Raw genomic sequence first — 20,293 nt, forward strand, 5'->3', positions numbered from 1 at the left:
TCCTCCCGTCAGGGACGGTCAAGCATCCGCCCTTGCCTGGTCAACACGTCTGACGGCGGACGGACACACGCTGTTGGCGAGTACGCCAATCGCCGCCGAACAGGCGCTCTGGCGCGGCGAACGGCAGAGCCGCCGCCCCCGGTCGCCGCAAGGGATCGCGGGGAGGCTTACGCCTCCTCGTCGTCCTTCAGCAGCTCGTCCTTGCTGACCGCCTCGTCGTCGATCTTGGCCATGCCGAAGACCAGGTCGCAGACCTTTTCCTCGTAGATCGGCGCGCGCAGTTGCGCGGCGGCGTTGGGGTTCTGGCGGTAGAAGTCCAGCACCTGACGCTCCTGGCCCGGATAGTTGCGGGCCTCGGCCATCACCGCGTTGGACAGCTCCTGGTCGGTGACGCCCACGTTGTTCTCACGGCCGATCTCGGCCAGCACCAGGCCCAGGCGCACGCGGCGCTCGGCGATCTTGCGGTACTCGTCCCTCAGCTTCTTATCGGACTTCTTGGCGTCCTCGGGCGGCAGACGCCCAGCGGCCTTGTCGGCCTCCACCTGCTGCCAGATGGCGCCGAACTCGGCCTCGACCATTTTGGGCGGCAGCGGGAAGTCGTGCTTCTCATCCAGCACGTCCAGCAGCGCGCGCTTCAGCTTGAAGCGGCTCATGTTGGCGAAGCGCTGCTCCAGGCTGGAGCGCACCAGTTCCTTCAGCTTGTCCAGGCTCTCCAGCCCGACCTGCTTGGCGAACTCGTCGTTGAGCTCGGCGGCCTTGGGCGCCTTAACCGCCTTCACCTTGACCTCGAAGGTCGCGGGCTTGCCCGCCAGATGCGCGGCGCCATAGTCCTCGGGAAAGGTCACCTCGACCAGCTTCTCGTCGCCGACCTTGGCGCCCTTGAGCTGCTCTTCGAAGCCGGGGATGAACCGGCCCGAGCCGATCACCAGCGCCGCGTCCTCTGCCGATCCACCCTCAAAGGGCTCGCCGTCCAACTTGCCGACGAAATCGATGATCAACTGGTCGCCATCGGCGGCCTTGGGGGCCTTGCCGCCCTTGTCCTCGAACACCTGCTGCTGGGCGGCGATGCCCGTCAGCTCCTCCTCCACGTCGGCGTCGGTGGGGGCGTAGGTCGGCCGCTTCAGCTTTAGCGACTTGGGATCGACCGTCTTGAACTCCGGCATGACCTCCAGAGCCATGTCGTAGGACAGGTCGGCCTTGCCGGCCACGACCTGTTCCATGTCGACGGTCGGGGTGATCTCGGCCGGAGCGGCCGGGCGCACCTTGGCCTCGTCCAGAGCCTTCTGGCTGGTCTCGTTGACCGCTTCGTTGATGATCTCGCCCATCAGGTCGCGGCCGTACATCTTGCGCACGTGCGCCGCCGGCACCTTCCCGGGGCGGAAACCCTTGAGGCGCAGGTTCGGCTGAATCTCGGAAATCTTGGCGTCCAGCTTGCTGGTCAGATCGGCAGACGGGACCGTGACCGACAGAACGCGGCTCAGGCCTTCGTTGGACTTTTCGACGACTTGCATGGACATGACGATCTCGGGTGCGGGAAAGCCGCTGGCGGCCGCCGCAAGGCTGGGGTGTTAAAACGGCGAAGGCCGCCCGGCGAGGGCGGCTTTCGGGAAGAGGCCCTTATGTCGATTGAGCCCCCTCAGGTCAACGGAGGGCTTGGTGCGGATGAGAGGACTCGAACCTCCACGCCTCTCGGCGCTGGAACCTAAATCCAGTGCGTCTACCAGTTCCGCCACATCCGCATCGCGTTGCGTCTAGGCTACGGCGGCGCGATCCGCAATCAGGCTTTCGCCGCTCCGAACCGACGCTCGTAGCGGCCCAGGGCCGCCGGATGCAGGCGCACGGTCAAGTCGACGGCGCCGTCGTCGCGATCTCGGCGATCCACCACCCTGCCGTGTTGGTACAACCAGGCCAGGGCCTCGCCCTCGGCGGGGTCCAGGCTAAGGCGCACCTCGGGCTCGTCATCGATGCGCTGGGCGATCGCGGCCTTCAGCGCCTCAAGCCCCTGGCCGGTCACCGCCGAGACCACCACTGCGGGAACTTGCCCGGGCTCGGACCGCAGCTTGGCCCGCGCATCCAGCACGCCCCGCTCATCCTCGGGGATCAGGTCAGCCTTGTTCCATACCTCAAGCAGGTTCAGTCCGCCGTCGGCCGCGGGGGCCACCCGCTCAAGCACCGCCTCCACGTCCCTGGCCTGAATGTCCGTCTCGGGACTGGCGATGTCGCGCACGTGCAGCACCAGGTCCGCCTCGGTCACCTCCTCCAGCGTGGCGCGAAAGGCGGCGACCAGCTCGTGCGGCAGATCGCTGATGAACCCCACCGTATCCGAGATGATGGCCGGCCGTCCGTTCGGCAGATCGATCTGGCGCTGGGTCGTATCCAGCGTCGCGAACAGCAGGTCCTTGGCCAGCACCTCCGCTCCGGTCAGCCGATTGAACAGGGTCGACTTGCCGGCGTTGGTATAGCCGACAAGGGCCACCGTCGGGTGCGGCGCTCGTTTGCGGGCGTCGCGGTGCAGGCCGCGCGTGCGGCGCACCTCTTCCAGCTCGGCCTTCAGCCGCGTCATGCGATCGGCGATCAGGCGCCGGTCCAGCTCGATCTGGGTTTCCCCGGGGCCGCCCGTCTTACCCAGGCCGCCGCGTTGACGTTCCAGGTGGGTCCAGGTGCGCACCAGACGCGAGCGCTCGTAGTCCAGCCGCGCCAGCTCCACCTGCAGCTTGCCCTCGGCCGTGCGGGCTCGACGCGCGAAGATCTCCAGGATCAGACCCGAGCGGTCGATGACTTTGCGTTCCAGCGCCCGCTCCAGATTGCGCTGCTGGCCCGGCGACAGGGCGTCATCGACGACGACCACCTCGGCGTTCACCGACTCGGCGACGGCCTTCAGCTCCTGCACCTTGCCGCCCCCGAACAGGGTGGCGGGCGTGACCTTCCTCAGGCGCACGACCTCGGCGGCGCGAACCTCCAGGTCCAGCGCCTCGGCCAGGCCCACGGCCTCGGTCAGCCGCGCGTCCGGGTCACGGCCCGCGCGGCCTGTATCGGGATGGACGACCAGGGCCCCCTGCACTTCAGGGGTGTGGTCGATCAGCTTGGTGTTCAATCCTTGGCGTCCTCGCCGTCCCCATCCGGATCCCACAGCTGCACGGGCTGGGCGGGCATGATGGTGGAGATGGCGTGCTTGTAGACCAGCTGGCTTTGCCCATCGCGGCGCAGCAGCAGGCAGAAATTGTCGAACCAGGTGACGATGCCCTGCAGCTTGACCCCGTTGATCAGGAAGATGGTCAGGGGCGTCTTCGACTTGCGGACGGTGTTCAGGAACGCGTCCTGGAGGTTCTGTTTCTTGTCCTGGGACATTGCTCCTGTCCTTCTTGTTGTGTGCATCCAAGGTAGGGGCGCGGCGCCCTTGGCGCAACAGCGTCACACGGCCTCGGCGCGGGCCCGATCCAGGTAGAGGCGCCTCAACCGGCTAGCCACCGGGCCCGGCTTGCCGTCGCCGACCACGGCGCCGTCAACCGACACGACCGGCATGACAAAGGCCGAGGCCGCGGTGATGAAGGCTTCGCGCGCCTGCTTCGCCTCATCGACGGAAAAGGCCTTCTCCTCGAAGGTCAGCCCCTCCTCCGCCGCCAGTTTCGTCACCGCCGCGCGCGTGATCCCGCGCAGGATGTTGGACTGGACGTCGCGCGTACGCAGCCGGCCTTCGGCGTCGACAATCCAGGCGTTGGTCGAGGTCCCCTCGGTCACCAGACCCAGCTCGTCGACCATCCACGCCTCGTAGGCGCCGGCCTCGCGCGCCGCCTGTTTGCCCAGCACATTCGGCAGCAAGCCGACCGACTTGATGTCGCATCGGCCCCAGCGCTGGTCAGGCAGGGTGATGACGCCGACCCCTTTTTCCGCCTGCGTCTCCTGGGCGGCGCGGTTGACGCTGCGCGCCGTTACCACGACGCCGGGCCTCACCTCCGGGCTGGGAAAGGCGTGATCGCGCCGGGCCACGCCGCGCGTCACCTGGAGATAAACGAGCCCCTCGCGCACCCGATTGCGGCGCACGGTCTCGCGCAGCACAAATCCGAGCGCGTCGCGGCTCATGGGCCGAGCGATGCGCAACTCATCGAGGGAGCGCTCGAGCCGGGCCATGTGGCCGTCATAGTCAGCCAGCCGGCCGTCCATCACGGCCCAGACCTCATAGACCCCGTCAGCGAACTGAAAGCCTCGTTCCTCCACATGCACGCCGGCGTCGCCGTGCGGCAGGTAGGCGCCGTTCACATAGGCCCAGCGCGACATCAGGCGTCAGCCTCCGCCTCGTCGCCTTCCAGCTCGTCTGCCTCGCCGCCGCGGCTGGGCGCCACGCCAAGCGTCTTGAGCTTGCGGTGCAGGGCCGACCGCTCCATGCCGATGAAGGCGGCCGTCCGGCTGATATTGCCGCCGAAGCGCATGATCTGGGCCGTAAGATATTCGCGCTCGAACACCTCGCGCGCCTCGCGCAGCGGCAAGGCGATGGTCCGTTCCGCACCGACCCCGCCCCCGTCGTTCTTGGCCACTTCCTGCGGCAGCATCTCGGCGGTGATGGCCTCGCCCGGGTCGCCGGCCGCCAGGATCAGCAGCCGCTCGATGTTGTTGCGCAGCTGGCGCACATTGCCCGGCCATTCATGCAGCTGCAGCGTGGCGATCGCGGAGTCGGCCAGCGTGCGGCGGGCCAGGCCCTGGGCGCTGGAGATGGCGTCCAGGAAGTATTCCACCAGCTCCGGAATGTCGTCGCGCCGCTCCGACAAACCCGGCACGCGCAGCGGCACCACGTTCAGCCGGTGAAACAGGTCCTCGCGGAAGCGGCCGTCCGCGATCTCCTGAGGCAGATCGCGCGAGGTCGACGAAATCACGCGGACGTCCACCTGCACGTCTTCAGCGCCGCCTACGCGCTTGAAGCGCTGTTCGACGAGCACCCGCAGGATGCGGCTTTGGCTCTCGCGGGGCATGTCCGCCACTTCGTCGAGGTAAAGTGTGCCCCCGTGGGCCTGCTCGAAAACGCCGATCTTGCGGGGGCGCCCGCCCTCGCCTTCTTCGCCGAACAGCTCCACGTCCAGGCGCTCCGGCGTCATGCCTGCCGCGCTCAGGGCCACGAATTCGCAGCGCGAGCGTGGGCTGGCGGCGTGGATCAGCCGCGCGGCCAATTCCTTGCCTGACCCCGGCGGCCCGGAAATCAGGATGCGACTGTTGGCCGAGGCCACCTTGCCGATGGTTGAGCGCAGGGCTTGGGCGGCCGCCGAGGTGCCGATCAGCCGGTCCGGCACCGAAGCGCGACCGCGGAGCATCCGGTTCTCGCGCTTGAGGCTGGCCTGCTCAAGCGCGCGGTCAACGATCACCAGCAAGCGGTCGGACTTGAATGGCTTTTCCAGGAAGTCATAGGCCCCCCTCTTCAGGGCCGAAACCGCCGTCTCGATATTGCCGTGGCCGGAGATCATGATCACCGGCAGGTCCGCATCCAGCTCCTTGACCAGGTCCAGCAGCTCCAGCCCGTCCATGCCGCCGCCCTGCATCCAGATGTCGAGCACCAGCAGGGCCGGCTTGCGCGCCCGGATGGCGGCCAGCGCCTCCTCCGAGCTGGAAGCCACGCGCACGCGATAGCCCTCGTCCTCCAGGATGCCGGAGACGAGCTCGCGGATGTCGGCCTCGTCATCGACGACGAGGATATCTGCGCCAAATCCGTTACGTGCGGTCATGCCTTGCCTCCGGCCCCCTCGGCTGGGACTGCGGTTCTGGGGAAGATCAGTGCGACCCGGGCGCCCGACAGGGTCTGGGCGTCGCCCAGCGTCAGTTCGCCGCCGTGGTCCTCACAGATGCGTTTAACGATGGCCAGACCCAGGCCTGTGCCGCGCTCCCGCGTGGTCACATAGGGCTCGGTCAGGCGCTCGCGGTCCTTGGCCGGCAGACCCGGCCCGTCATCCTCGATGACAAAGGTCAGCTGGCGGTCGTCAGCGATCAGTTCGGCGCGCAGCCGCCCGCCCTCCCCGCCCGGTTTCCCGGCCAGGGCCTCGCCGGCGTTCTTCAGCACGTTGGTCAGGGCCTGGGCCACCATGCGGCCGTCGGCGACGAATGCGCCGTCGTCGGGCAGGTCCGCCAGATCCACCGGATAGTCCGGCGCGGCGACACGCTGGGCGAACACCGCCTGACGCAGCAGTTCGGCGCCGTCCTCGCGGGCGAACTTGGGCGTCGGCATGCGGGCGAAGGACGAGAACTCGTCCACCATCCGACCGATGTCGCCCACCTGGCGGATGATGGTCTCGGTGCAGCGGTCGAAGGTCTCGACATCCTCGGCCAGCCGCTCACGGTACTTGCGGCGCAGGCGCTCGGCCGACAGCTGAATGGGCGTCAGCGGGTTCTTGATCTCGTGGGCGATACGGCGGGCCACGTCGCGCCAGGCGGCGTTGCGCTGGGCGGAAACCAGCCTCGTGATGTCGTCAAAGGTCAGCACCCGCTCGCCGCCCGCCTCGCCCGAGATGCGCACGCGCAGGCGGCGGGTCTCCGCGCCGCGGCCCAGATCAATCTCGGTTTCGGCGCCCGAGGGGCTGGCCAGCACCTCGACCATCTCCGGCGCCAGACGCCGCAGCGACTGGCCCAGCGCCTTGTCATGCAGACCCAGCAGCGCCTTGGCCTGGCCGTTCAGCGCCGAGACGCGATCCGACTCATCAAGGCCGATAACCCCCGCGCTGACCCCCGACAGCACCGTCTCGATGAACTGGGATCGGGTCTGGGCTTCGTCGGACGCCCGCCGGAGCGCCTCCTGTTGGACCTCAAGATCGGAAGTCATGCGATTGAACGCGTTGGATAAGACCGCGATCTCCGCAGGGTCCTGACTGGCGTCGACCCGCACCTTGAGGTCGCCCGAAGCGACGCGTCCCGCCGCGACCACCAGCCGCCCGACCGGCCCGGTGATGGCGTTGGCCGCCCCCATGCCCAGCCAGACCGCGCCCACCAGCACCAGAAGCGCCGTCTCGGCGTAGGAAAGGCCAAAAGCCACCTGCAGCCGCTCCCTCGCCTCCTCGGCGGCGCGGTAGGACACTACGGAGGCCTCGGCCGTTCTCAGCCGCTGCATCATGCCCTCGCGCATGGGCCTGACGATCTGCAGCAGCAGATCGGGCCCATAGTCCGGCAGGGCGATAAGACCGCGCACCGCGTCGGGCCCCTCCGTCACGCGAATGGGCAACTCGCCGTTCAGGGCCGCCTGGGCGCTCTCGGGCGGCGCGGCCAGATAGGGCGGCGCATCGGTCTGCTCTCCGCGCGCCAGCACGCGCCCGCGCGAGTCGACCACGTAGAGCGCCGCGAACCCGCGCGCCGTCGCCAGGTCCTCCAGCGCTCGACTGAAGGTGATTCGGTCGTCCCAGAACTGGCGCACGGTGGCCAGGTCCTGGGTCAGCGGCACCGCTTCGCCGTAGACGTACTGGTACTCCTGATTGACGTAGGTCTGGGCGATCTCGGCGCCGTTCTCCACGGCGCTGCGGACATTCTGGCTGAACCAGCCCTCCACGCCGCGATTAACCAGCACCCCGAACACCACAGCCACAAGCACGGTCGGCGTCAGGGCCACCAGCGAGAACAGGGTCACGAAGCGCAGGTGCAGCCGCGCCGCTGGGTCCGCGGCCTGCGAGCGCACCAGGCTGAGGACGCGCGCGCCCATCACCGCCGCCAGCGCGCCGATCAGGATCAGGTTGACCAGCAGCACGCCCAGCACGACGCGGCTTGAGGCGCTGATTTCGCCGGAGCCTTCCTCGGCCCCCGGGGCCGTCGCCACCAGCCAGATGCCCGCCGCCGTCACCACGGCCGCCAGGATGTAGGCGGTGGCGAAGACGACCCGCCGCGTCTCGGGCCGCGCGAAGGCGCGTCCGCCCCAGGCGCTCGGCCCGGCAGGCGCCTCGGCCGACTTCAAGGGCGCGGAGGACGGCATGCGTCTCCTATGCCAAGGGTGTGCCCAAAACTCAACAGTATGTGTGGCCGAACTGCGTCAGTTGGGCAGCTCACCCGCTCGCCACCAGCGATCCAGCCCGCTTTCCAGCTGGGCCGGGTCTGGCGTTCGGCAGAGCACGCGCCGCGCCTCGCGCCGCTGGGCGGCGTCCGCCTGGCCGACGGGCGCGTGCTCCACGTACCAGCCCACATGCTTCTTGAAGAGACGGTGGCCGAGTCCGTCGCCGTAAAAGGCCAGGGCGTCCCGATAGTGTTCCAGCACAATGGCGAGCAGGGCGTCCACATCCTGCGGGACGCCGTCGCGCTCGCCTTCCAGCTCGGTGGGCGCCCAGGGGCGTCCGCAGCCGCCGCGACCCAGCATGACGCCCTGTGCGCCCGAGGCCGCCAAGGCCGCCTGCGCGTCCGGCGCCGACAGGATGTCGCCGTTGACGATCACGGGAATGGACACGGCCCCGACCACCTCGGCCACGGCGCTCCAGTCCGCCTGGCCGGTGTAAAATTGCTGGCGGGTGCGGCCGTGGATGGTCACCGCCTTGACGCCCAGCGCCTCGGCCGTGGCGGCCAGCTGCGGCGCGTTTCTCGAAGCGTCGTCCCAGCCCAGCCGCATCTTGACCGTCACGGGTCGCGCGGTCGCCTCGACGACAGCCCCGACCAGGCGCGAGAACAGCTCTGGATCGCGCATGACCGCCGAACCGGACAGGCAGCCGGTCACCTCCTTGGCGGGGCAGCCGAAGTTCAGGTCGATGATGTCCGCGCCCGCGGCCTCAGCCATGCGGGCGCCCGCCGCCATCATCTGCGGGTCACGGCCCACCAGCTGGATCACCGTCAGGGGCAGGCCGTCGCCCACGGCGGCGCGGCGCACCACGTCCGGCCGGCCCGCGGCCAGGGGCGCCGCGGCCACCATCTCGGTCGCCACATAGGGCGCGCCCAGCCGGCTGGCGGCGCGCCGGAACGGCAGGTCCGTGACGCCCGTCATGGGCGCCAGCCAGACCCGGCCGGGCACGGTCACATCGCCGATCTGGAGGGGTTGCCGGTTCACGCGCGCCTTGTCCCCGAAAGCGGCGGATGCGTCCACCCTCGCCAGTCGCGCGGGGGGTGGCTATGAAGCCGCATGACCTTTGACGCCATCATCGTCGCGGGCGGAGGCGGCAGCCGCGCGGGCGAGCCCAAGCAGTGGCGGTTGCTTAACGGCCGCCCGGTCGCCTGGTGGAGCGTCCGCGCCTGCCTCGACGCCGACGCGCGAACGGCCGTGCTGGTGGCGCCCGAGCCCGAGATTGAGCGCGCCGAAGCCATCGTCGCCGGACTGACCCATGTGCGCGTCGTCGCGGGCGGCGCCACGCGGGCCGCATCCGTCCGCAACGGCCTCGCCGCCTTGCCCCCGGGCGCCGGTGCAGTGGTGATCCACGACGCCGCACGTCCCCTTCTCCAGCCCCGCCACCTGCGCGCAGCGCTGGACGGCCTGGACGAGGCGGACGGCGCCATTCTGGCCCTGCCGGTCACCGACACCTTGAAGCGCGGAGAGCGTCACATCGAGGCCACCGCCCCCCGTGACGGCCTGTGGCGCGCCCAGACCCCCCAGGCCTTTCGTCGCGAGGCGCTGGAGCGCGCCGAGGCCGCCTGGCCGGGTCCCGACGCCCCGACGGACGAGGCCGCCCTGCTGGAGACCGCGGGGATGAAGGTCGCCCTGGTCCCGGGGGACCCGCGTCTGCACAAGATCACCTATCCGGAGGACTTCGCCATGATCGAGGCTCTGGCGAGCGTCAGCCGCCGCACGGCCGTGGGCCAAGGGTATGACGTGCACCGGCTGGTCGAAGGCGACGGGGTCTGGCTGTGCGGCGTGCGCATCGCCCACAACCGCGCTCTGCTGGGCCACTCCGACGCGGACGCAGGCCTGCATGCTCTGACGGACGCCCTGCTAGGCGCCTTGGGCGAGGGCGACATCGGCGATCACTTCCCGCCCAGCGATCCCCAGTGGAAGGGCGCGGCTTCGGACATCTTCTTGCACCACGCCGTCGGCCTGATGAAGGCCCGCGGCGGCCGGCTCGACAGCGCCGATGTGACCCTCATCTGTGAGCAGCCCAAGATCAAACCTCACCGCCAGGCCATGCGTGAACGCCTGGCTCAGCTTCTGGAAACCGATCTCGCCCACGTGTCGGTCAAGGCCACGACGACCGAGGGGCTGGGCTTCACCGGCCGCGAGGAGGGCGTCGCCGCCCAGGCTGTCGTCAGCGTTAGCCTGCCTGGCTAGGCGCGCTTGGCTGGGGCAGGAGCATGGCCGGGACCGACGATCACACGATCATTCTGAGGTTACAGAACGCTTGGATCGCCGCCGAGACAGCCGATCGAGTGGATGATCTGTGCGCCCTGATGACGCCAGACATCATCTTTCAGCCGCCCGTCGGAACTCCGGTCGTGGGTCGTGCCAGGGTGCGGGATTATCTCGCCGCAGACTCCCCACCCATCCATCGCATCATTCTCTCGGAGGTCGCCGTGGAGCTCTCTGGCGCCCTGGCCGTTAAGAGAGCCGCTTTCCGTACGGAGTTCGCTTCGGGCGCGGTCGTTGCGGGCCGGCATCTATGGGTTTTGCGGGCGCCGTGGCGCGTGGCGTTCGTAACCTGGAGCTTCGATTCCCAGCCCTGACGCGCTGCGCGCCTCCTACTCCACCCCCAACAGCGCCAGCGCCGTCTCCACCAGGTCCGGCCCCTGCAGGTTGCCGACCAGCCCGATTGACCGTCCTCGGTCCAGGTCGATGGCCACCACGGCCGTGCCGCCCAGGCCATTGCCCGAGTGCAGGGCGATCGTGCGCCCCTCCCCGTCCTTCAGCACCGTCCAGCCCATAGCATAGGCGCCGCCGCTGGCCGGATCCAGCTCCAGCGCCTTGTGCAGCTGCTCGCGCGGCAGAAGCATGCCGTCCAGCGCCGCATGGCCGAAACGGGCCAGGTCGCCGGCCGAGCCGACCAGCGCCCCTGCTCCGGACTTGCAGCTGTTGTCGATGGCGCGCGCTGGAACGGGGCCGTGGGCCGACATCTCGAACCCGTTGGGCGGCCGCCTCAGTCCCGGTTCCCACAGGCGGGCGATCATCCCGGCGGGTCTGAGCACCTCCTCAGCCAGCAGGTCGGCGAACGGCGTCCCCGTCGCCTGGCTCAAGGCCTGGGAGGCCAGTACATAGCTGTAGCTGGAATAGACAAAGGCCCCTTCAGGCCCGGGCGGATCATTGACGAACAGGTCCAGCGCCTCGGAAGGCGCGGCGCAGCGGCGCGTGCTGACGGCCAGCCACTCGTCCGGGCGATAGTGGCGCACCCCGGCGCTATTGGTCAGCAGGCGCCGCAACGGCCGGCGCGCCAGCTCCCCGCCGATCTGGACATAGTCGCCGACCGGCCGATCCAGATCGACGCGGCCCTGCAGGGCCAGCCGCGCCGCCAGAATTCCGGTGACCGGCTTGGTGGTGCTGTAAAGGGCGATCGGCGTCTCGGGCGTGAACGGAAGATCGCCGAAGCCATAACCCCAGGCGCCTGAGCGGACGGCGCCGTCCTGATCGATCCGCATCCAGGCGCCGCCGGGATAGGCGGCGGCCACCCTTTCGAGGATCGCTTGCGCCGTCAGCGGGGCTTCGGAGCGCGCGCGGGCTTGTGCGCCGGGCAACCAGGCGGCGACCAGCGCCATCAGGGCAGGCAGAATGCGGCGTCGGCGCGGGCTCATATGGCTGGTGTAACGGCCCGGTTCGGCAAAGAAAACGGCCCCGGAGTCGCCTCCGGGGCCGCATCTTCGTCAAGCGTCGATCGACGCCGCCAGATTTACTTGATCTGGACGGTGGCGCCGGCTTCCTCGAGCTTCTTCTTCAGCTCTTCGGCGGCTTGCTTAGACACGTTCTCGACGACGTTCTGCGGAGCGCCTTCGACCAGGTCCTTGGCCTCCTTCAGGCCCAGGTCCGGACGAGCGCCGCGGACTTCCTTGATCACGTTGATCTTCTTGTCGCCGCCGGCGGTCAGCACGACGGTGAACTCGGTCTGCTCTTCAGCGGCCTCAGCCGGAGCGCCACCGGCGCCGCCGGCCATCGGCATGGCGGCCATGGCGACAGGAGCGGCGGCGGAAACGCCCCACTTCTCTTCGAGGATCTTGGACAGTTCGGCGGCTTCGAGGACGGTCAGCGAGGACAGGTCTTCGGCGATCTTTTGCAGGTCGGCCATTTTCAGGTTCCTTTGGACAGGTTGGGTTTCAGTTCAGGCGGAGAGGAGGATCAGGCGGCGTCTTTGGTCGCGTAGGCGTTGAAGACGCGAGCCAGTTGGCCGGCCGGAGCCTGCAGCACGCCGGCGACCTTGGTGGCCGGGGCGTTCAGCAGACCGATCAGCTGGGCGCGGATCTGGTCCAGCGACGGAAGCTTCGACAGAGCCTCCACCGACTTGGCGTCCAGAACCTTCTCGCCCATGAAGCCGCCCTGGACGACGAACTTGTCGTTGCCCTTGGCGTATTCGGCCGTGACCTTGGCGGCGGACACGGCGTCGGGGGCGTAGGCGATGCCCACCGGACCCTTGAACAGGTCGTGGTAGGGGCTGCCGTCAGCCGCCTCGAGCGCCTTCAGGGCCAGGCGGTTCTTGACCACCTTGAAGGCCCCGCCCTGCTGACGCAGGCGGCCACGAAGGTCTTCCATCTCCGCAACGGTCAGACCCGAGTAGTGGGTCACGACCACGGCGCCGGCGTCGGCGAAAACGCCCTTCAGCGTCTCGATCGACTCGGCCTTTTGTGCGCGGTCCATTGCGGTCTCCGTTAGAGATCGCCGCCCGGAGGAGCCCGAACGGCGTAGGCGCACCCTTCCCTCGCCTGTAAGGGCGAAAGCCGGGCGTTTACTGCTGTCCGAAGGAAGCCCGCCTCGCACTGACCGGAGCCAGCACGGAATAACGGTTCATCCCCGTCTCCCCACGGCGCGGAAGGGCTCTTCCGCTGTTACGGCATGGGCGGCCCCCATGCCCCGAAGTTCTCGGACAGGTCCGCTCCGGCCGGGGCCGGTGCGGGAAGGCGCGCTCTATACACCGCCCTGCCGGAAAATCAATGCGCCACGCCCGATAGACGCAGCGCCGTCATGGCCGCCGCGCCCGCCAGCAGCACCGCCGGCACGGCCCAGCCGCTTCGCCAGACGTGCAGCGCCACAAGTCCGCCCAGCGCGATGGCTGCTGCGGGCCAGCCGCCCTCACCGGCAAGCAGCCTCCAGCCCAGCTGCAAGGTGGTGGCGGCGATCAGGCCCACCACCCCCGCGGTCACGCCCTCCAGCAGCGCCGACAGTCCCGGCGTCTCGATCACGGCCTCCAGCCGGTCGTAAAAGATCAGGGAAAACGCGAAGGCTGGCAGGAAGACCCCGGCCGTGATCAGCAGAGCGCCCGGCAATCCACCTGCCGCGTAGCCCACGAAGGTGCAGAAGATGATCAGCGGCGCAGGCAGCACGCCTGACAGGGCCAGGCCGTCCAGGAACTGCCCTTCGCTGATCCAGCTGCGCTCGACCGTGTCGGCGCGCACGAACGGGATGGCCGTATAGGCGCCCCCGAAGGTCAGCAGTCCGGCCTTCAGCCCCGCCAGGAACAGCAGCCAGGGTGAGGCGGGGCTCGAAACACCGCCTGCCGGCGGACCCGCCAGCCCGTCCGCCTGCCCCGCCGTCAGCAGGGCCAGCCCTGCGGCCAGCACGAGGACCGCCACGGCCCCCGTCCGTCGTCCCATGCGAATGAGCGCATAGGCGCCGCCGCATGCGCCGAGGACGATCCAGAAGGACACGCCCAACAGCGAGGCGACCAGCGCCAGCCCCGCGAGGGCCCACAGCCACGGATCGCTGAGAGCGTGACGCCCGATCCGCTCCACGGCCCGCACGATCAGGGCGATGACAGCCGCCTGCAGGCCCAGCGTCGCCGCCGCCAACCAGGGCTGATCAAAATCCAGCCGGAAATAGAGCCAGCTGACCGCCAGCATCAACACGAAGCCCGGCAGCATGAAGCCGAGCCCCGCCAACAGCCCGCCCCACTGGCCCCGGGCCCGCATCCCCAGATGCACGCACAGCTCGTGCGCCTCGGGCCCGGGCAGCGCCTGCATGACCGCCAGCAGGCGGTTGAAGCGCGCGGTGGACATCCACCCATCGCGCTCGACCAGCTCGCGCTTGAGCAGGGCGATCTGGGCCACGGGCCCGCCGAAGGCGCGCACGCCAAAGCCCAGGAAAAGCAGGAACAGGGCCCCCAGGCTCAAGGGTGGCGGAGCGGGTTCGAAAGTGCTGTCCGCCTCGCTCACACCACGTCTCCGCCACGGCTGCGGGCTCAGCATGCGTCAGGCGAGGCCCAAAGAAAACGGCGGCGAAGATCGCTCCTCGCCGCCGCCATAGTCGATAGGGATCGAAAGAAGGTGATCAGGCCTGCAGGCTGGCCGGATCGATCTTGAAGCCCGGGCCCATGGTCGAGGACAGGCTGATGCGCTTCACATAGGTGCCCTTGGCGCCCGAGGGCTTGGCCTTGTTCAGGGCGTCGACGAAGGCGCGAACGTTGGCTTCGATGTCGCCTTCCGTGAAGCTGGCCTTGCCGATGCCGCCGTGCACGATGCCGGCCTTCTCGACGCGGAACTCCACGGCGCCGCCCTTGGCGTCCTTGACCGCCTGGGCCACGTTCGGGGTCACGGTGCCGACCTTGGGGTTGGGCATCAGGCCGCGCGGGCCCAGCACCTTACCCAGACGGCCCACCAGGGCCATCATGTCGGGCGTCGCGATGACGCGGTCGAAGTCCATGAAGCCGCCGTTGATCTTCTCGTACAGATCCTCGGCGCCCACGTGCTCGGCGCCGGCCGCCTTGGCTTCATCGGCCTTGGCGTCCTTGGCGAAGACGGCGACGCGCACGTCGCGGCCCGTGCCCGACGGCAGGGTGACCACGCCGCGGACCTGCTGGTCGGCGTGGCGCGGATCGACGCCCAGATTGACGGCGATCTCGATCGACTCGTCGAACTTGGCCTTGGCGTTTTCCTTGACCAGCTTGACGGCCTCGGCGACCGGCAGCGGCGTCACGCGATCGCCGGTCCAGGCCTGAATGCGCTTGGGTTGCTTGGCCATTGATTAGCCCTCCACCACTTGGAGGCCCATGGCGCGGGCCGAGCCTTCGATGATCTTGGCCGCCGCGTCGATGTCGTTGGCGTTCAGATCCTTCATCTTCTTTTCGGCGATCTCGCGCAGCTGGGCGCGGGTGATCTTGCCGGCGGTTTCGCGGCCGGTCTTGGCGGCGCCCGACTTAATCTTGGCGGCCTCCTTCAGATACCAGGTCGCCGGCGGCGTCTTGGTGACGAAGGTGAAGCTCTTGTCCTGATAGACCGTGATCACGGTCGGAAGCGGGGTGCCCTTGGCTTCCTTTTCCGTGCGCGCGTTGAACTCCTTGCAGAAGCCCATGATGTTGACGCCGCGCTGACCCAGGGCCGGACCGATCGGCGGCGAGGGCGTGGCGGAGCCCGCGGGCACCTGCAGTTTGATGTAGCCGAGAATCTTCTTGGCCATTCCTGTCTCCTTCCAGACGACGGCAACCTAATGCCGCCTATGAAGCCGTGGTGCGGGCAGCCCCTCCCACGGGTTTGGCTCGCGCCCGAAAGCGCGAAGGCGCGGCCTGTATCACGGCTGCGGCCAATCTCAAAACGTAAGCGTGATCAGCTGGTCTTCTCGACCTGGCTGTATTCCAGCTCCACCGGCGTGGCGCGGCCGAAGATCGACACCGACACCCGCAGGCGCGCGCGCTCCTCGTCGACGCTCTCCACCTGGCCGTCGAAGCTGGCGAAGGGTCCGTCGATGACCTTGACCGTCTCGCCGATGTCGAAGCGGATGGTCGGACGCGGACGCTCCACGCCTTCTTCCGCCGTGCCGACGATGCGCTCGATCTCCTTTTCGGAGACCGGCATCGGCTTGGAGCCCGAACCCAGGAAGCCCGTGACCTTGGGCGTGTTCTTGATCAGGTGGAACGCCTCGTCGGTCAGCTCCATCTTCACCAGCACATAGCCGGGAAAGAACTTGCGCTCCGACGTGACCTTGCGGCCCCGGCGCATCTCGACCACGTCCTCGGTCGGCACCAGGATGTCGCTGAAGCAGCTGTCCAGACCCTGGGCCTTGGCCTGCTCCAGGATCGACTCCTTCACCTTCTTCTCGAAGTTCGAGTAGGCGTGGACGATGTACCACTTGTGGCGGGGGTTGGAGGCCGGCTTGGCCTCGGGGGCGACGTCGCTCACTTAAGCGCCTCCTATCGGCCGATTTGAATCAGTTGCGCCGCACCCAGGCCCAGCACCAGGTCGACGATCCAGAAGAACAGCGAGGCCAGCACCACCATGATCAGCACCATGACCGAGGTGATCCAGGTCTCCTTGCGGCTGGGCCAGGTGATCTTGCGCGTCTCGGCGCGCACCTGGTTCAGGAACTGAATGGGGCCGACCTTGGGCTTCTTCGGCGCGGCGGGCTCGGCCGTCACGGTCGGAGCCCCGCCCGCGGGCGCGGGACGGCGGGTAGCGGCGCGGTTTCCAGTCGGTGTCCGTGGCCTGGCCATGGGTGAGTGATCAGCCTTCGATGCGTTTCAGGGCCGCCTGATATGGAGAGCCGGCCCCGATTTTAAAATGGCAGGAGTGGAGGGACTCGAACCCCCGGCCCTCGGTTTTGGAGACCGATGCTCTACCAGCTGAGCTACACTCCTCCAGACAAAGAACAGCGCGCCGGAGGGGCAGACCCTGCGGCGCGCGCGGCCTTCGCCGGAACGGGGGCTTTACCAGTGGCCGATGGCGCGGGCAAGCGCCCGCTCGCCTCTTAATCCAGCAGATCCAGGTCGGGCTGCGGCGCGGGCGCGGCTTGGCGGAAGCGCAGCGAATCAATGCGCCGGTCCTCCATCTCCAGCACCTCCACCTCAAAGCGACCCACCTGCAGCACCTCGCCCTGATCCGGGATGCGGGACAGCTGGTGCAGGATCAGCCCCGCCACGGTGTGGAAGCCGTCGCTCTCGCCGAAGTCCTCGCCCAGGATTTCGCTCAGTTCGTCCAGATCGGTGCGCCCGTCGACCAGCCACGCGCCCTCCCCGTCCGGCACGATGTTGGGGCTGGGCTCGTCGTGCTCCTCGTTGAAGTCGCCGGCGATCATCTCCAGCAGGTCCGTGGCCGTGACCACGCCTTCAAAGGCGCCGTACTCATCGACGATGAAGGCCATGTGGACCTTTGATCCCTTCAGGATCTCAAGCGCCTTCAGCACCGAGGTGGTCTGGGGAATGAAGGCCGGCTCCTGGACGTGGCGCTCGACGTTGAACTCGCCGTTGTCCAACAGGGAATCCAACAGGTCCTTCTTGTGCACCACGCCCAGCGGATTATCGACGTCGCTCTCGCGGGCCACGACGATGCGCGAATAGGGACAGGTGCGTATCTCCTCGCGCAGCTGCGCCTCGCTGTCGTCCAGGGCGATCCAGAAGACCTCATGCCGGGGCGTCATGGCCACCCGTATGGGCCGGTCGCCGAGGGTCAGGATCTCCTCGATCATCTCCTGCTCCTCGGGCTCGATCAGACCGGCCGAGGTGCCCTCGGCGATCATGGTCTCGACCTCCTCCTGGGTGACGTCGGAGCCATCGCGGTCCTTGACGCCCATCAGTCTGAGGATGCCCGAGGTGGACAGGGTCAAGAGGCTGACAAAGGGCTTCAGCACCAGCGCCAGTCGCGAGATGGGCGAGGCCATCTTGGCGGCGATCGCCTCGGGGAAGATCAGCGCCAGCCGCTTGGGGACCAGCTCGCCGACGATCAGCGACACGTAGGTGATCAGGATGACCACAACGCCGGTCGCAAGGGCTTCAGACCACGAGGCGATCGCGGGCAGCGATCTTTCAAGGATCACGTTCAGCTGCCCGGCGATGGCCGCCTGGCCGTAGGCGCCGGCCAGAATACCGATCAGGGTGATCCCGACCTGGACGGCGGACAGGAAGTGGGTGGGGTTCTCCGCCAGGCGCAGCGCGGCGCGCGCGCCCTTGTCGCCACGTTCGGCGCGGCTCTGTAGCTTGGCCTTGCGGGAGGAGACGAGCGCCAGCTCGGTCATGGCGAAGAGGCCGTTCAGCACAATCAGCAGCAGAACGACCAGAATGGCGATGGCTAACATCGAGGTGGGGACGGACCCGCGACGCGATCCATACCGTTACGACCGCGCCGCCACCTTAAGGGGTGTTCGGCCCGCGCGCCATACGAGAAAGGGCCCTCGCGCGCCGCGAGAGCCCTTTCGGTCCACATCCGGGTGATCGATCAGCCCATCGGGCCTTTGGGCCGGCGAGTGATCTTGTCGGCCCAGGTCTGCGCCACCTGCCCCGCGGCGGGACGGCCGCCCAGGCCGAAGGCCAGGGCCGCGGCCACTGCGGCGGCGCCCAGCGTCAGGCCAAAGGCCAGGATGACGATGTCGTCGGCGATGCCCATGAAGCTCAGACCCATGGCCGTGGCCAGGGCGATGGTGGTCCAGCGCACCAGGGTTGAGGCGAAGCCGTCCGCTCCGGTCGTGCCCCGGTCGATCAGCCGGGACAGCACGTCGGCGATGATCACCCCGGCGGTGATGATGACGCCGCCCACGATGACACGGCCGGCCAGCGCCAGGATTTCCTCGAGGATCGTGGCCACGGTGGCGAAGTTCAACAGACGCGCCGCCTCGATGGCCGTGAAGACCACTATGGCCGCCATGGCGATCAGTCCGACCACGCGCGAGGGCGTCATCGGCCGCGGCCCCTCGGCGCCGCCCATGGCCGCCTTGGCCGCGGGCGTCACGTCCCCCGCATAGGGGGCGGTCGCCGGTGCCGGTTCCGCCGGCTGTCGCGACGCCAGATTGGCCAGGCCGGTGATGCTGCGGTCAAAGCCGGTGGCAGGCAGCACCCGCTCGATGACGTGGGCGACCCAGCGGCCGATGAACCAGCCGATGGCCAGCACGATGGCCGCCGCCAGCACGCGCGGGATGGCGTCGAAGACCGTCGACAGCACGGCCACCGCCGGCACCGTCAGCGACTCGATGCCCAGCTGCTCCAGCGCCGCGATAGTGATGGGGATCAGCACCAGCACAAACACCAGGGTGCCAAGAGCCGTGCTGACGCCGGTGGAGCCGGTGGCGCGCGACAGCCCGGCCTTGTCCAGCCAGCGGTCGGCGCTGGCGGCCTGCAGGGCCGCCTCGGTCACCCGGCGCGCCAGGGTGGCGATGACGAAGCCGATGAAGAAGATCAGGGCCGCGCCGAGGATATTGGGCAGGAAGCTGGCCACCTGGGTCAGCAATGCGTTCAGGGGCTCGACCACCTGGCCAAGGTTCAGCACGCCCAGCGCCGCCACGACGCCGAACAGCAGGATCAGCCAGAAGGCCACGTCGCCGATGCTGGCCCCGATGGAATGTTTCGGGTTCTCGCTGAGATTGGCCTTGGACGAGCCGGGAATGCGGTCGATGACCTTGGCCAGCGCCCATTTCACCGCCTTGCCGACGAACCAGGCCGCCACCAGGATCAGCAGCGCGCCCAGGCCTTTCGGCAGCCACTCCTCGAGCAGCCGCTCCCAACCGATGAATTCGTATTCCGTCCGATACATGTGGTCCCTGCCCTTGCGATCCAAGCGTCGCTTCAGGCGGTCAACCGCAAAGCCGGGCGGAGGTTCCGAAGACGGCGCCGCTTAGACCAGATCGATGGCCCAGACACCGATGATCTCGCCGGGATGGGCGGGCAGCTCCGTCTCGTCGATCAGGCTCCAGTCGTCTCGGCGGAACAGCGAGGCGGCCGAGGCCGTGGCCGCGTGCAGGCGCGAAATTCCCATGTGCTTCGCGGCGGCGCGCGATGCCCGCACCAGTTCAAGACCCAGCCCCCGCTCGCGCGCCTCGGGCCTCACCCACAGGCCGCCCAGCCACGGCCTCAGGTGCGCATGGGTGGGGATCGAGGTCTCGACCAGCGAAGCCGTCCCGATCAGCTGATCACCGTCCAGCGCCACCAGCGCCCTCGGCAGGCCGCGCCCCGCCCGCGCGGCCGCCTCGCGCCGCGCGTCGCCCGAACCGCCGGGCCCATACCATTTGGGCCAGGCCTCGATCAGGGCCGCCGTCAGCGCCGGGGCCAGTTCAGGTCGTTCGTGCAGCGAAATGATGCGGATCATGGCCGCCTCCATGGCAGAACGGCCCGGGATCGCTCCCGGGCCGCTCGCATTGGTCAGTTTTTGCCCGTCCCGGCGCTCAAGCAGCGAGCGCCTGCGGCGCGAGCGGTAGCGCCAAGGATCAGTCGATGATCTTGGCCACGACGCCGGCGCCGACGGTACGGCCGCCTTCACGGATGGCGAAGCGCAGCTTCTCCTCCATGGCGATGGGCGTGATCAGCTCGACTTCCAGCTCGGC

Annotated in this window: 21 protein-coding genes and 2 tRNA genes; 2 read left to right on the forward strand and 21 right to left on the reverse strand. The window is 68.7% G+C overall.

Features of this window, described 5'->3' with window-relative positions:
- Positions 1-167 precede the first annotated feature (167 nt).
- The 8 genes from tig to Q0812_RS04935 all read right to left on the reverse strand — a co-directional run bounded on the left by tig (position 168) and on the right by Q0812_RS04935 (position 8,923).
- Positions 168-1,511 carry a trigger factor gene (gene tig, locus Q0812_RS04900; protein ID WP_302109215.1) on the reverse strand — a complete coding sequence of 448 codons (1,344 nt, stop codon included), beginning with the start codon at positions 1,509-1,511 and terminating at the stop codon, positions 168-170.
- A gap of 143 nt (positions 1,512-1,654) precedes the next feature.
- Positions 1,655-1,739: transfer RNA gene (locus tag Q0812_RS04905), tRNA-Leu, on the reverse strand.
- 38 nt (positions 1,740-1,777) lie between these two features.
- Positions 1,778-3,094 carry a GTPase HflX gene (hflX, locus tag Q0812_RS04910; RefSeq protein WP_302109157.1) on the reverse strand — a complete coding sequence of 439 codons (1,317 nt, stop codon included), beginning with the start codon at positions 3,092-3,094 and terminating at the stop codon, positions 1,778-1,780.
- Positions 3,091-3,348: an RNA chaperone Hfq gene (gene hfq / locus Q0812_RS04915; RefSeq protein WP_302109158.1), complete on the reverse strand. Its 258-nt coding sequence runs from the start codon at positions 3,346-3,348 to the stop codon at positions 3,091-3,093. Before hfq ends, hflX begins: the two co-directional genes overlap by 4 nt.
- Before the next feature lie 63 nt (positions 3,349-3,411).
- The gene (locus Q0812_RS04920; RefSeq protein WP_302109159.1) at positions 3,412-4,275 is read right to left on the reverse strand and encodes a D-amino-acid transaminase; all 864 of its coding nucleotides are present in this window, start codon (positions 4,273-4,275) and stop codon (positions 3,412-3,414) included.
- Complete coding sequence (ntrX, locus tag Q0812_RS04925) at positions 4,275-5,708, reverse strand: nitrogen assimilation response regulator NtrX (RefSeq protein WP_302109160.1); 1,434 nt, start codon at positions 5,706-5,708, stop codon at positions 4,275-4,277. Before ntrX ends, Q0812_RS04920 begins: the two co-directional genes overlap by 1 nt.
- The gene (locus Q0812_RS04930) at positions 5,705-7,930 is read right to left on the reverse strand and encodes a sensor histidine kinase NtrY-like (protein WP_302109161.1); all 2,226 of its coding nucleotides are present in this window, start codon (positions 7,928-7,930) and stop codon (positions 5,705-5,707) included. Before Q0812_RS04930 ends, ntrX begins: the two co-directional genes overlap by 4 nt.
- 57 nt (positions 7,931-7,987) lie before the next feature.
- Positions 7,988-8,923 carry a tRNA dihydrouridine synthase gene (locus Q0812_RS04935; protein WP_302109216.1) on the reverse strand — a complete coding sequence of 312 codons (936 nt, stop codon included), beginning with the start codon at positions 8,921-8,923 and terminating at the stop codon, positions 7,988-7,990.
- A gap of 135 nt (positions 8,924-9,058) precedes the next feature.
- Here Q0812_RS04935 and Q0812_RS04940 point away from each other — a divergent pair, with 135 nt between their 5' ends.
- Positions 9,059-10,195, forward strand: a complete 1,137-nt coding sequence (locus Q0812_RS04940) for a bifunctional 2-C-methyl-D-erythritol 4-phosphate cytidylyltransferase/2-C-methyl-D-erythritol 2,4-cyclodiphosphate synthase (RefSeq protein ID WP_302109162.1) — start codon at positions 9,059-9,061, stop codon at positions 10,193-10,195.
- Positions 10,196-10,218: 23 nt separating this feature from the next.
- Entirely contained in the window at positions 10,219-10,587 is a 369-nt protein-coding gene (locus tag Q0812_RS04945) for a YybH family protein (protein ID WP_302109163.1), read from the forward strand.
- A gap of 15 nt (positions 10,588-10,602) precedes the next feature.
- Here Q0812_RS04945 and Q0812_RS04950 read toward each other — a convergent pair whose 3' ends face one another.
- The 13 genes from Q0812_RS04950 to Q0812_RS05010 form a co-directional block, all read right to left on the reverse strand.
- Entirely contained in the window at positions 10,603-11,646 is a 1,044-nt protein-coding gene (locus tag Q0812_RS04950; RefSeq protein ID WP_302109164.1) for a serine hydrolase domain-containing protein, read from the reverse strand.
- A gap of 95 nt (positions 11,647-11,741) precedes the next feature.
- Positions 11,742-12,134 (reverse strand): 50S ribosomal protein L7/L12, encoded by a 393-nt coding sequence (gene rplL / locus Q0812_RS04955; protein WP_302109165.1) that lies wholly within the window; start codon positions 12,132-12,134, stop codon positions 11,742-11,744.
- 50 nt (positions 12,135-12,184) lie between these two features.
- Entirely contained in the window at positions 12,185-12,700 is a 516-nt protein-coding gene (rplJ, locus tag Q0812_RS04960; protein ID WP_302109166.1) for a 50S ribosomal protein L10, read from the reverse strand.
- Positions 12,701-12,990: 290 nt separating this feature from the next.
- Complete coding sequence (gene chrA, locus Q0812_RS04965; protein WP_302109167.1) at positions 12,991-14,211, reverse strand: chromate efflux transporter; 1,221 nt, start codon at positions 14,209-14,211, stop codon at positions 12,991-12,993.
- Positions 14,212-14,326: 115 nt separating this feature from the next.
- Entirely contained in the window at positions 14,327-15,016 is a 690-nt protein-coding gene (rplA, locus tag Q0812_RS04970) for a 50S ribosomal protein L1 (RefSeq protein ID WP_302109168.1), read from the reverse strand.
- Positions 15,017-15,019: 3 nt separating this feature from the next.
- On the reverse strand, positions 15,020-15,451 hold the full coding sequence (gene rplK / locus Q0812_RS04975; protein WP_302109169.1) for a 50S ribosomal protein L11: 432 nt from the start codon (positions 15,449-15,451) through the stop codon (positions 15,020-15,022).
- Between the two features lie 146 nt (positions 15,452-15,597).
- Positions 15,598-16,170 (reverse strand): transcription termination/antitermination protein NusG, encoded by a 573-nt coding sequence (nusG, locus tag Q0812_RS04980; protein WP_302109170.1) that lies wholly within the window; start codon positions 16,168-16,170, stop codon positions 15,598-15,600.
- 11 nt (positions 16,171-16,181) lie between these two features.
- Positions 16,182-16,406: a preprotein translocase subunit SecE gene (gene secE, locus Q0812_RS04985; protein ID WP_341923503.1), complete on the reverse strand. Its 225-nt coding sequence runs from the start codon at positions 16,404-16,406 to the stop codon at positions 16,182-16,184.
- Between the two features lie 143 nt (positions 16,407-16,549).
- Positions 16,550-16,625 (reverse strand) — tRNA-Trp (locus Q0812_RS04990).
- A 110-nt stretch (positions 16,626-16,735) separates the two neighbouring features.
- Positions 16,736-18,058 carry a hemolysin family protein gene (locus Q0812_RS04995; RefSeq protein ID WP_302109172.1) on the reverse strand — a complete coding sequence of 441 codons (1,323 nt, stop codon included), beginning with the start codon at positions 18,056-18,058 and terminating at the stop codon, positions 16,736-16,738.
- A gap of 140 nt (positions 18,059-18,198) precedes the next feature.
- A complete protein-coding gene (locus Q0812_RS05000) occupies positions 18,199-19,530 on the reverse strand; it encodes a mechanosensitive ion channel (RefSeq protein WP_302109173.1) in 1,332 nt (443 codons plus the stop codon).
- A gap of 57 nt (positions 19,531-19,587) precedes the next feature.
- Entirely contained in the window at positions 19,588-20,058 is a 471-nt protein-coding gene (locus Q0812_RS05005; protein WP_302109174.1) for a GNAT family N-acetyltransferase, read from the reverse strand.
- A 118-nt stretch (positions 20,059-20,176) separates the two neighbouring features.
- The coding region (locus Q0812_RS05010) for an EF-Tu C-terminal domain-related protein (protein WP_302109217.1) at positions 20,177-20,293 on the reverse strand (117 nt) is incomplete at its 5' end.

It is taken from the genome of Peiella sedimenti (genome assembly GCF_030504955.1).
GTDB lineage: Bacteria > Pseudomonadota > Alphaproteobacteria > Caulobacterales > Caulobacteraceae > Brevundimonas > Brevundimonas sedimenti.